The 12,084-nt window shown below is 38.8% G+C and carries 11 protein-coding genes and 2 pseudogenes; 7 read left to right on the top strand and 6 right to left on the bottom strand.

Annotated elements, in window-relative coordinates:
- Positions 1 to 985 precede the first annotated feature (985 nt).
- Positions 986 to 1,219 (bottom strand): nickel-binding protein HpnL, encoded by a 234-nt coding sequence (hpnL, locus tag AA977_RS08260; RefSeq protein ID WP_000930051.1) that lies wholly within the window; start codon positions 1,217 to 1,219, stop codon positions 986 to 988.
- Positions 1,220 to 1,467: 248 nt separating this feature from the next.
- Between hpnL and rsmA the strand changes: the two genes are divergently transcribed.
- From rsmA to AA977_RS06720, 7 genes and pseudogenes are all read left to right on the top strand, one after another.
- Positions 1,468 to 2,283 (top strand): 16S rRNA (adenine(1518)-N(6)/adenine(1519)-N(6))-dimethyltransferase RsmA, encoded by an 816-nt coding sequence (gene rsmA, locus AA977_RS06750; protein ID WP_064435054.1) that lies wholly within the window; start codon positions 1,468 to 1,470, stop codon positions 2,281 to 2,283.
- A 36-nt stretch (positions 2,284 to 2,319) separates the two neighbouring features.
- Entirely contained in the window at positions 2,320 to 4,398 is a 2,079-nt protein-coding gene (locus AA977_RS06745) for a ribonuclease J (protein WP_064435053.1), read from the top strand.
- Entirely contained in the window at positions 4,382 to 5,371 is a 990-nt protein-coding gene (locus tag AA977_RS06740; RefSeq protein ID WP_064435052.1) for a KpsF/GutQ family sugar-phosphate isomerase, read from the top strand. The genes AA977_RS06745 and AA977_RS06740 overlap by 17 nt, the downstream gene beginning before the upstream one ends.
- Positions 5,368 to 6,441, top strand: a complete 1,074-nt coding sequence (rlmN, locus tag AA977_RS06735) for a dual-specificity RNA methyltransferase RlmN (protein WP_064435051.1) — start codon at positions 5,368 to 5,370, stop codon at positions 6,439 to 6,441. Before AA977_RS06740 ends, rlmN begins: the two co-directional genes overlap by 4 nt.
- Positions 6,442 to 6,592: 151 nt before the next feature.
- Positions 6,593 to 6,712 (top strand): annotated as a pseudogene (locus AA977_RS08215) (hypothetical protein); the annotation flags it as partial.
- A 291-nt stretch (positions 6,713 to 7,003) separates the two neighbouring features.
- Positions 7,004 to 7,562: pseudogene (locus AA977_RS06725) on the top strand (outer membrane beta-barrel protein); the annotation flags it as partial.
- Between the two features lie 40 nt (positions 7,563 to 7,602).
- A complete protein-coding gene (locus AA977_RS06720) occupies positions 7,603 to 8,187 on the top strand; it encodes a restriction endonuclease subunit S (RefSeq protein ID WP_253764825.1) in 585 nt (194 codons plus the stop codon).
- Positions 8,188 to 8,524: 337 nt separating this feature from the next.
- On the opposite strand, the gene AA977_RS08130 is transcribed toward AA977_RS06720, so the two are convergent.
- The 5 genes from AA977_RS08130 to AA977_RS06700 form a co-directional block, all read right to left on the bottom strand.
- Positions 8,525 to 8,707, bottom strand: a complete 183-nt coding sequence (locus tag AA977_RS08130; RefSeq protein WP_080472378.1) for a hypothetical protein — start codon at positions 8,705 to 8,707, stop codon at positions 8,525 to 8,527.
- A gap of 74 nt (positions 8,708 to 8,781) precedes the next feature.
- Positions 8,782 to 9,408, bottom strand: a complete 627-nt coding sequence (thyX, locus tag AA977_RS06715) for an FAD-dependent thymidylate synthase (RefSeq protein ID WP_064435050.1) — start codon at positions 9,406 to 9,408, stop codon at positions 8,782 to 8,784.
- A 25-nt stretch (positions 9,409 to 9,433) separates the two neighbouring features.
- Entirely contained in the window at positions 9,434 to 11,227 is a 1,794-nt protein-coding gene (gene glmS / locus AA977_RS06710) for a glutamine--fructose-6-phosphate transaminase (isomerizing) (RefSeq protein ID WP_064435049.1), read from the bottom strand.
- A complete protein-coding gene (locus AA977_RS06705; RefSeq protein ID WP_000461849.1) occupies positions 11,228 to 11,467 on the bottom strand; it encodes a DUF2443 family protein in 240 nt (79 codons plus the stop codon).
- A gap of 34 nt (positions 11,468 to 11,501) precedes the next feature.
- Positions 11,502 to 12,044 (bottom strand): nucleoside phosphorylase-I family protein, encoded by a 543-nt coding sequence (locus tag AA977_RS06700; RefSeq protein WP_064435048.1) that lies wholly within the window; start codon positions 12,042 to 12,044, stop codon positions 11,502 to 11,504.
- Between the last annotated feature and the right edge of the window lie 40 nt (positions 12,045 to 12,084).

Genomic DNA, 12,084 nt, shown 5'->3' with positions numbered 1-12,084 from the left:
TTAGGGGGATACTTAAGGGGGTTAAGGGGGGGTATTATCGCAAAATACCCCCCTATCCCCTTAAGAAATGAGTTTTACAACCAAACGACTAACGCCCCAAAGTCAAGGACAAACCCACTTGTAAAGGAAACCCTTAAGCTTGAAAGCTTAAGGGAACGCTCTTGAAAACTCAGCGTTTAATGCAAAACACCATTTTAAACCAAGAAATTGAAATTTCAAGGTATAATACTTTCCAAGAGCGTTTGCCACTTTTGCGTTTCATGGCATGCTCCTTTTGACATAGGATTTGCCCCATATCGCAACTATGGGGCGTGATAAAATTTTACAACAAACCCGCTTAAATTGTTTATCATTAAATATAAAAACAAGATTAAAAATTTGAATAAAAAAGGTATAACTAACGCCCCAAAGTCAAGGACAAACCCGCTTCACAAGGAAACCCTTAAGCTTGAAAGCTTAAGGGAACTTTGGCTAGCAATCACTTTTCTATAAAAAAGACTACTTTAAACCCCTTAAAAGAGATTTTAATGTATAATACTAGCCAAGAGTTTTTATCATGTTTGACTCGCATGATAAACCCTTCTTAAATTGGAGTTTGCCCCATATCGTAACTATGGGGCGTGATAAAATTTTACAACAAACCCGCTTAAAAACGCCCACAGATTAAACATGCATCATAACCATAACGATCAATTCGCCCCCCTAATTACGCCCTTTTAACAAAATTCCAAAATAACAGCGAGTTTAAAACAACGCTCTCATTTTTGTGCTTTCATTCTAAAAACCACATCATGACCATTCATCAATAAACTTATTTTCATGCGGTAGAAAACAAAGCCATTTGAGAATAAAAAATAATAAAAAGAGCAAGTTTAAAAGTTTGAAATTTAAAATTAGACAACGCTTTAAATTAAGGGATTTACTGGATTAAAAGAAAAGTTAAAAGCTAGGAGCAACCCTAAGGCCGCCCCCACAAACGCCCCAATTAATATTGTTGGTTTTGTTGTTGCGCTTTTTGTTGTTGCTGTTGGTGTGCTTGCTGTTGTTGTTGTTGTTGAGCTTGTTGCTCTGCTTGTTGCTCTGCATGTTGTTGCGCGTTGTGATGGTGGTGTTCACCGCCGTAATAATGATGGTGGTGCGCATGGTGATGGTGGTGGTGTTGGCTGTTAGCCTGTTGTTGCTGTTGTTGTGCTTGATGTTGTTGTTCATGGTGTGCCATGAGAACTCCTTTAATTGAAATTTAATTCTAGCTCACTAGCTAGGATTTTATTTTATAGTGTAAGATCTAACCAATTATTAACGAAAAAGATTTTAATACTAATTTTTAATACAAGCGCCAATTCAAGCGCTTCTATTGTCAAAACTACCAACATCTTTGAATGAAAAAAGCTATAATAAAGAAGTTGCATTAAAAAGGAAAGACAAATCCCTTTTTTAAGGTATAATATTAGGATTAAAAGCGTGCTCATGGTAGTAGCTAAAAAGTCTTTAGGGCAGCATTTTTTAACGGACGAGTCGTTTTTAGATCGCATTGTTAGCGCTTTGCCCCCCTTAAATTCGTTAAGATTGATTGAAATTGGCGTGGGGCTAGGGGATTTGACTCTTAAATTGTTGGATCGCTACCCTTTAAAGACTTATGAGATAGACAGCAGTTTGTGCGAGAAAATGCGAGAAAGGCTCAAAAAGCAAAAAAAGCCTTTTGAGTTGGAATTAGTGGAAAAAGACGCTCTTTTTTTAAAAGAAGAAGAGCCTTATTTTTTAATCTCTAATTTGCCCTATTATATCGCTACCAGGCTTGTTTTAAACGCGCTTAAAGACCCTAAATGCAGGGGCTTATTGGTGATGACGCAAAAGGAAGTAGCGTTCAAATTTGGCGCTAAAGATTCACAGAACGCTTTAAGCGTTTTGGCTCACGCCATAGGGAATGTTAGCCTTTTATTTGATGTGCCGCCCAGCGCATTTAGCCCGCCTCCAAAGGTGTTTTCTAGCGTGTTTGAAGTGATCAAAGAGCCGTTGAAAGAAAAAGCGTTAGCGTCATTAACCCCAACGCTATCTTTTGAAGAAGCCCTACAAAAAGGGTTTGAAATGTTAGAAGATTTTTTGAAAGCTTGTTTCTCATCTCCTAGGAAGACGCTTTCAAACAATCTTAAAAAAAGCGTTTCTTATAAAGAAAAGCTTGATAAGGTGTTAGATTTTTTAGCGTTAGAAAACCAACCAACAAGCGTGAGAGCGTCTGAGATACAAGATTACCTCAAGCTCTTAAAATACCTTTTAAAAGGCTAATACCTTTTAAAAAATTGAAATGAAGGAAAGAAAGTTATGAGTGATAACAACCAAAATAATGAAAACAACAGACACAACGAGCATAATGAAAATTCAAAAGCTGACGAGGCGCGAGCCGGGGCGTTTGAGCGATTCACCAACCGCAAAAAGCGTTTCCATAAAGAAAACGCGCAAAAAAATGAAGAATCTTCGCACCATGAAGCGTCTTTGCACCATAAAAAAGAGCACCATCCCAACAAAAAACCCCATAACCACCACAAACAAAAACACGCCAAAACACGAAATTACGCCAAAGAAGAATTGGATAACAATAAAGTGGAGGGCGTTACGGAGATTTTGCATGTGAATGAGAGAGGGACTTTGGGCTTTCACAAAGAGCTAAAAAAGGGCGTTGAAGTCAATAATAAGATTCAAGTGGAGCATTTAAACCCGCACTATAAGATGAATTTAAACTCTAAAGCGAGCGTTAAAATCACGCCTTTAGGGGGCTTGGGCGAAATTGGGGGGAATATGATGGTCATTGAAACCCCAAAAAGCGCGATCGTGATTGATGCGGGCATGAGCTTCCCTAAAGAAGGGCTCTTTGGCGTGGATATTTTAATCCCTGATTTTTCCTACTTGCACCAAATCAAGGACAAGATCGCCGGTATCATCATCACCCACGCCCATGAAGATCACATAGGAGCGACGCCTTATTTGTTTAAAGAGTTGCAATTCCCCCTTTATGGCACGCCTTTGAGTTTAGGGCTGATCGGGAGTAAGTTTGATGAACATGGTTTGAAAAAATACCGCTCGTATTTTAAAATCGTAGAAAAGCGTTGCCCCATTAGCGTGGGCGAATTTATCATTGAATGGATCCACATCACGCACTCTATCATTGACAGCAGCGCTTTAGCGATCCAAACTAAAGCTGGAACCATCATTCATACCGGCGATTTTAAGATCGATCACACCCCGGTGGATAATTTGCCCACTGATTTGTATCGTTTGGCGCACTATGGCGAAAAAGGGGTGATGCTTTTATTAAGCGATTCTACCAATTCCCATAAATCCGGGACTACGCCCAGTGAAAGCACCATAGCGCCGGCTTTTGATACCCTTTTTAAAGAAGCGCAAGGGAGGGTGATCATGAGTACTTTCTCTAGCAATATCCACCGGGTCTATCAAGCCATACAATACGGCATTAAATACAACCGCAAAATCGCTGTGATCGGGCGCTCTATGGAAAAAAACCTAGACATTGCCAGAGAATTAGGCTATATCCATTTGCCTTATCAATCTTTTATTGAAGCCAATGAAGTCGCCAAATACCCGGACAATGAAGTCTTAATCGTAACGACCGGCTCACAAGGCGAAACCATGAGCGCGCTTTATCGCATGGCGACAGATGAGCACCGCCACATTTCTATCAAACCCAACGATTTGGTCATTATTTCCGCTAAAGCTATTCCTGGTAATGAAGCGAGCGTTTCAGCGGTATTGAATTTTCTAATCAAAAAAGAAGCTAAAGTGGCTTATCAAGAATTTGACAATATCCATGTGAGTGGGCATGCCGCCCAAGAAGAGCAAAAGCTCATGTTAAGACTCATTAAGCCTAAGTTTTTCCTACCCGTGCATGGGGAATACAACCATGTTGCGCGCCACAAACAAACCGCTATTTCTTGCGGGGTGCCTGAAAAAAATATTTATTTAATGGAAGATGGCGATCAAGTGGAAGTTAGCCCCACATTTATCAAAAAAGTTGGCACGATTAAAAGCGGTAAAAGCTATGTGGATAACCAAAGCAATTTGAGTATTGACACTAGCATCGTCCAACAAAGAGAAGAAGTCGCTAGCGCAGGGGTGTTTGTGGCTACGATTTTTGTGAATAAAAACAAACAAGCGCTTTTAGAAAGCTCCCAATTTTCTAGTTTAGGGCTTGTGGGCTTTAAAGATGAAAAGCATTTGGTTAAAGAAATTCAAGGGGGCTTAGAAATGTTAATCAAATCTGCTAACGCTGAGATTTTGAATAACCCTAAAAAATTAGAAGATCACACTCGTAATTTCATCAGAAAAGCGCTCTTTAAAAAGTTTAGAAAATACCCGGCTATCATTTGTCATGCCCAATCTTTTTGATTGTAACGCTATCGCTTCACAAGTCTTGCAAGATGAAGCGAGCGCGCTTTTAGAGAGCGTTCAACAATTCCAAAAACCTAACGATTTAGAAGCGATTGTCAAGCTTATTTTAGAGAGCCAAGAAAAAGGGGGTAAGCTTGTGATCGTGGGCGTGGGTAAGAGCGCTTTAGTGGCGCAAAAAATCAGCGCTTCCATGCTAAGCACCGGTAACAGGAGCGCGTTTTTACACCCCACAGAAGCTATGCATGGGGATTTGGGCATGGTGGAAAAAAACGATGTGATTTTAATGATTAGTTATGGGGGCGAGTCTTTAGAATTATTGAATTTAGTGAGCCATTTAAAACGCTTGAGTCATAAAATCATCACTTTCACTAAAAGCCCTAATAGTTCGCTCTCTAAACTTGGCGATTATTATTTAAGCTTAAAAATTAAAAAAGAAGCTTGCCCCATTAACACCGCCCCAACGACTTCCACTACCCTAACTTTAGCTTTAGGCGATGTTTTAATGGCATGCTTGATGCGAGTGAAAAACTTTAGCCAAGAAGATTTTGCTTCTTTTCATCCGGGCGGGCTTTTGGGCAAAAAACTTTTTGTCAAGGTTAAAGATTTGTTGCAAACCACCAATCTCCCTTTAATCCCTCCTGACACAAGCTTTAAAGACGCGCTCATAGAAATGAGTGAAAAACGCCTAGGCAGCGCGATTTTAGTGAATGCTAATAACGAGCTTGTGGGGGTGTTGAGCGATGGCGATGTCCGTAGGGCGTTATTAAAAGGGGTTAGTTTGGAGAGCGAAGTGAAATATTTTGCCACTTTAGAACCTAAAAGCTTTAAGAATTTAGACGCCCTTCTTTTAGAAGCGTTAGAATTTTTAGAGCGCCATAAAATCCAGCTTTTAGTGTGCGTGGATTCTCAAAATAAGGTTTTAGGGGTCTTGCACTTGCACCAACTTTTAGAATTAGGGCTTAAAGCATGAAAGCGAGCATTTATGATTTCACTTTAAAGGAATTGAGCCAACTTTTAAAACCGAGTTTTAGGGCTAAACAACTCTATTTGTGGCTCTATGCGAAGTATAAAACGAGCTTTAAAGACATGCAAAATAATTTTTCAAAAGATTTTATCGCTTCTTTGGAGCAAGAATTTACTTTGCGCACGATAGAAATCACGCATGTGAGGGAGAGCGTTGATGGCTCTAAAAAATACCTTTTTAAATCTTTGAGGGATAACCACACTTTTGAAGCGGTGTTTTTGAAAATGAAAGATAAAAAGATTGATGGAGAGACTAACGCCATTTTAGAGGGGGAAAAATACACCGTGTGCGTGTCTTGTCAAATAGGCTGTCAAGTGGGTTGTTCGTTTTGTCTCACTCAAAAAGGCGGTTTTGTAAGGGATTTAAAAGCGAGCGAGATTGTCCAACAAGCTTTACTCATTAAAGAGGACAACAACCTCCCTATTGAAAAAGCGCTCAACATTGTTTTTATGGGAATGGGCGAGCCTTTGAACAATTTAGATGAGGTGTGCAAGGCGATTGAGATTTTTAATACCGGCATGCAAATTTCCCCTAAAAGAATCACCATTTCCACTAGCGGCGTAGCGGATAAGATCCCTATTTTAGCGAGTAAGAATTTGGGCGTGCAATTAGCCATATCCTTACACGCCGTAGATGACAAAACGCGCTCATCTTTAATGCCTTTGAATAAAAAATACAATATTGAATGTGTTTTGAATGAAGTGAAAAAATGGCCCCTAGAGCAGCGAAAAAGGGTGATGTTTGAATACCTTTTGATCAAAAACTTAAACGATAGCCTGGATTGCGCTAAAAAACTTTTAAAGCTTTTAAACGGCATTAAATCCAAAGTGAATTTGATCTTATTCAACCCGCATGAAGGCTCTAAGTTTGAACGCCCTAGCTTAGAGAGCGCTAGAATGTTTGCGGATTTTTTAAACGCCAAAGGCTTATTATGCACCATTAGAGAATCCAAAGCCTTGGATATTGAAGCGGCTTGCGGGCAGTTGAGGGAGAAAAAGCTCCAGCAGAAAATTTAAAATTCTTTGCAGTAGTTTTTCAAACATTGAGCGATATGGATTAAAAATTAGCGCTAAATTTTCTTTCATTAACAATTGATTGGATTTTATATTGTAGAATGAAATCCTAGCCGGTGAGCTAGAATTTAAATTTTTAATCAAAGGAGTCATCATGGCACACCATGAAGAACAACACGGCGGACACCACCACCACCACCATCACACACACCACCACCACTATCACGGCGGTGAACACCACCATCACCATCACAGCTCTCATCACGAAGGAGGTTGTTGCAGCTCTAGCAATAGCCATCATCAAGAAGAAGGTTGCTGCCACGGGCATCACGAGTAATATCGGTGTGGCTAGGGGCAGCTTAACTAGAGTTGTCTCTGGCTTTTGATTTTAAAATACAATCATTCAATTCTCACTAATCCTGATCAAGCCCATTAAATCCAATCAAACCCCCACACGCTTAATTTGATTTTTATAACGCTCATTAATGTTAAAAATACTCATTAATGCCTGTAAAAAGTCCTTTTTATCTAATCATATCGTTAAGACTTCTTCATTTAAGTTTCAATATTTTACAACATTCAAATTATTTTTAAATCAAGGAAAAATATGCAAGTTACCACCCCCCGTTTTTTTAAAAACCAAATTTTTATTTTTGGTTCTGTGTTCTGCACTAGGGTTTAGTCTTAGCCACGCCATAGATGAGAGCGAGCTTAATGAACTCGTTGGAAAGAAGGTTCAAGAAGCTTTAGCGAAAGAAAACGTTAAGGCAGAAAAAGCTAAGGCTAAGAATCAAAGAGTGGATAAAAGCGCTCTTTTTGTAGGTCTTGGGTATAGCGGAATGTTTTCATGGAATTTAACTTATAAAGATAGTTCTGTTTTTCTACCTCACTTCTTTAGTGGAAGACTCTTAGAAAGAAAAGATCCCAGCACCATTTTAAACGGCTTTAATTTTAAAGTGGGGTATCAGTATATCGCTCCTGTTAAGATTAAAAAAATGGGTTTTGGCGTTAGGGGAGGGTTCCAATACTCCTATAAAGCGGGTAATTACATGGAAAAAGATAAATACCAACAATTATTATTTAGAGTGATACCCATAGATATAATAAGCCCTATTTCTTTTTTTCAAAATTAGAATGTTAAACCAAATTCTTGCGTCCAATGGGGTGGAGTTTAAAAAAATTGGTGAAATATGCCTTATTAAAAGAGGAAGAGTTATCGCAAAAAAAGTTTTACAAGAAAATGGAGAATATCCTGTTTATTCATCACAAACCTTAAATAATGGAATTTTAGGTTTTATTGATACTTATGATTTTGATGGTGAGTTTTTAACTTGGACAACTGATGGGGCGTATGCTGGAAGCGTATTTTATAGGAATGGGCGTTTTAGTATTACCAATGTATGCGGGTTACTTCAACCTATTCAAGACAATATACTGCATAAATATTTATATTATATTTTACAAGTTATTGCTCCCCTACATGTAAATCCTGGAATGGGTAACCCAAAACTTATGAGTGTTGCCATGCAACAAATCAAAATCCCCCTACCCCCCCTAAACGAACAAACCGCTATTGCTAACGTTTTAAGCGCTTTAGACAATGAAATCATAAGCCTTAAAAACAAAAAACGCCAATTTGAAAACATCAAAAAAGCTTTAAACCACGATTTAATGAGCGCTAAAATCAGAGTTTTAAACAATAAAACGCCCCAAAGTCAAGGACAAACCCACTCACAAGGAAACCCCTAAGCTTGAAGCTTAAGGGAACGCTCTTAGAAGAATCAGCGTTTCATACAAAACACCATTTTAAACCAAGAAATTGAAATTTCAAGGTATAATACTTTCCAAGAGCGTTTGCCACTTTTGCGTTTCATGGCATGCTCCTTACTTGGATTTGCCCCATATTGCAACTATGGGGCGTAATGGAATTTTACAACAAACCCACTTAAAATTTTTATCATTAAAATATAAAAACAAGATTAAAATTTGAATAAAAAAGATATAATTAACGCCCCAAAGTCAAGGACAAACCCACTCATAAAGGAAACCCTTAAGCTTGAAGCTTAAGGGAACGCTCTTAGAAAAATCAGCGTTTCACAGAAACGACTACTTTAAGCCCCAAAAAAGCAAACTCAAAGTATAATGATCTCCAAGAGCGTTTGTTATGTGGCTTTGACATAACATGCTCCTTTAAAGGTAGTTTGCCCCATATTGCAACTATGGGGCGTGATAAAATTGTACAACAAACCCCCTTAAAAGTTTTATCCAATCAAACGCTAAAATAGGGCGTGTAAAAATCAGCAATAAAAAACTAACATAAAATCAAGCAATAATTTCTTATGCTTAATGTTTCAAACAATCCTCAAACAAATATTGATGCTCGCCAGGCAAAGCGTCAAACAAGGCTTTGGCTAAATCTTGCATTTCTTTTAAGGCTTTATTGCTGCTCCTTAAAGCCAATAAATTTTGCAAACTCCTAGCATTAATACTATAAGCTAAATGCGTTTTATAGCTTTCAGGCATGGCGTATTTGGCTAAATCGTTTTTAATGTTATGCTCGCTCAATAAAATCCTTAGATTTTCTAAAGCCAAAACGCTCATTGTATTCACTTGCTCATTATCCACAAAAACCAAAAACTCTTTCGCCCTCTCCAAATTCGTTTCATTAAGGGGTAAAAAGCTCTCCACTTCTTTCAATTCCCTTAAAGTGTAACGGCTTGATTTCACGCTCAAGCTCGCTATTCTATGCCGGCTCAATTCTTGCAACGCCCCCCTACTCAAACCCTTGATTTCAAAATTGTAATAAAGATGCTCCAAAGTGGAAGAATGCCTAAAGATATTCCCTACCCTGTGGATTAATTCCTTATCCTTACAACCTCCACCATCGCCGTATTCAAAACTCTGCCAGCAAGTGCGGATCGCTTGGCTTGCAATGTCTAAAGGGGTGTAATGCTTACAAATCACTTCCATTATTTGACTCCTATATGCTATTAGATCATTCCACGGTCACGCTTTTAGCCAGATTTCTTGGGTGATCCACATCGTGATTTAAACGCATAGCGATTTCTAAAGCTAAAAGTTGCATCGCTAAATTCATGCGGAAAAATTCTTCCATGTAGCTTTCACTCTCTTCTAATTGGATAAAATCATCAGCGATTTCTAAAATTTCAGAGCTTAACACGCAAATCGTAGAATCCCTAGCGCTCAATTCTTCAATATTGCTTTTGGTTTTATCAAACAATAAATGTTTAGACAATAGAGCAATGGTAAAAAGGTTAGAATCCACTAGCGCAATAGGCCCATGCTTCATCTCCGCGCTCGCATACCCTTCAGCGTGCAAGTAGCTGATCTCTTTGAGTTTCAACGCCCCCTCTAAAGCGAGCGGGTAAAACACATCGCGCCCAATATAAAAAAAGCCATGCCCATGCAAGTAGCGTTTGGATAGGCGCTTGATTTTTTCATGCAATTTAGGCTCTATTTTCATTGCATTCACGCTATCTAGCATGTTTTTAGCTTGGATCTTTTCTTCTTCTTTAGAGATCGTCCCTAATTGTTTGCCCACATACACGCTCAAAAGCCATAAAAGCATCACTTGCGAAGAAAACGCCTTAGTGGATGCCACGCTCCTTTCTACCCCCGCTCTAATCAACAAAGTGTGATCGCTAATGCGGCTCATCATGCTAAAAGGGGCGTTGCACAAACTAATGGTTTTAAGCCCTTGCGCTTTGGCTAATTTTAAAGCCTCTAAAGTGTCAGCGGTTTCCCCGCTTTGAGAAATCGCTATAAAAAGCTCGTTAGGGTTGCTTTTGAAATTGGCGTAGCGGTATTCGCTCGCTAAAATGGCCCTCGCTCTTATTTTGGCTAATCTTTCAAACAAATACACGCTCGCCAAACTCGCATGGTAACTGCTCCCGCAAGAACACAGCGTGATTTCGCTCACATTTTCTAAAAATTCAGGATCGATCTCACAATACACATTCAAGGCTTCCAAACGCCCCTCTAAACACTCTAACAAACTGCTATGCTGCTCATAAATCTCTTTTTCTAAATAATTCCTGAAATCCCCTTTAGAATAATCCTTATTGTCAAAGGCGTAATCTTTCATGTTTTCAATATTTTTTAAATCTTTAAAATTCTCTAAAGAAATCTGCCCCACGCTGTTTTCTTCTAAAATGACAAATTGCTCCACTTTAGGGGCTAACACGCTCAAACTGGACGCAAAAAACACCCCCTCTTTGCCCTTACCCACGATCAAAGGCGAAGAAGATTTAGCGTAAAACAAGCTCTCTTTAGCCCTTTTATGGAGCATTAAAATCGCATAACTCCCTTTTAGAAGGCTGATGCTTTTTTCAAAGGCTTTCAATAAATCATTCTCGCTTTTAAGCGTTTCTTCTAAAAGGTGCGCAATCACTTCCGTGTCCGTTTGGCTCAAAAACGCATGCCCTTTATTTTCCAATTCTTTTTTCAAGCTCGCGTAATTTTCAATGATCCCGTTATGCACTAAAGCTAAATTTTCTGTAAAATGCGGGTGGGCGTTCACGCTGCTTGGTTTCCCATGCGTTGCCCATCTGGTGTGAGCGATACTCACGCCAAAATTCAAAAACTCCTTATCTTTAAGCTCTGTTCTAAGGTTTTCTAATTTCCCTTGAGTTTTAAACACTTCCAAACGATCAGCGCTCAATATGGCTAAACCAGCGCTATCATAACCTCTGTATTCCAATTCTTTCAAGCCCTCTAAAAGAATGGATTTTTTCTCGCTATTCCCTATATAACCGACAATCCCGCACATTTAAAACACCAATAACCCTTTTTTGATCTTGTTTAAAGCGTTGATAAGCTCCTTTAGGCGCTCCACTTCTTCGCTTAATTGCGTAAAAAACGCTTCATTCACGCTCTTTGGCATGTCCATGCTCCCTCTTTTAATTTCAATAAAATCCCCCAAACTCAAATTCGCTAATTTTAAAAGCATTTCAATTTCATTTTGCGAATCTTCAATCTCCGCTAAAATCTTGCGTATTTTTTCAAACATTCAACCGCCTTTAATTTAGAATGCTCCATGATAGCTAAACTATTAAACTATCAATGATGTTTTCTAAAACTTGCTTGACTTTGGCATGATTTTCTTTAAATTCCTTATGCGCATCAAGCCCCACATGATTACTCACGCAAAAAATCCCTTTGGCTTTTAAAGAAAACGCCTTAGCCACGCTCAAAACGCTAAAAAACTCCATGTTTTCTAATAAAACGCCCTTTTGAACCATTTTTTTAGCAAACATTCCGTTGGTGTGGATGTAGTTACTGCTATTCACGCGCACCCTTTTAAAAAGCGCTTGTTCTTTGGTTTCTATGTGAATAAAATTATCCAAAGGCGTGTAGCTGTTTAAATGGCTAAAACTCTCTTCAATTTGATAGCCTTGAATGCTTTCAAACACGCTTAAAAGCTCAATTTCCGCACTATAACTCCCCGCGCTCCCTATAAAAATAAGGCTTTCTATACTAGGGTTTTTTAAACATATCCTCGTTAAATTGATCGCGCTTTCTATCAAGCCCACACCAACAGGCGTTGCCCCTTTTAAAGTTTCATTCCTTCCAGCGCAAAGCAGCATGAAAATCCTTTTTTCGCATCCATTCGCTTATGATTGAAGC

Source organism: Helicobacter pylori, assembly GCF_001653455.1.
Classification (GTDB): Bacteria; Campylobacterota; Campylobacteria; order Campylobacterales; family Helicobacteraceae; genus Helicobacter; species Helicobacter pylori_A.
The sequence above is the reverse complement of the archived record's forward strand: the minus strand, read 5'-3'. Positions and strand labels throughout refer to the sequence as shown.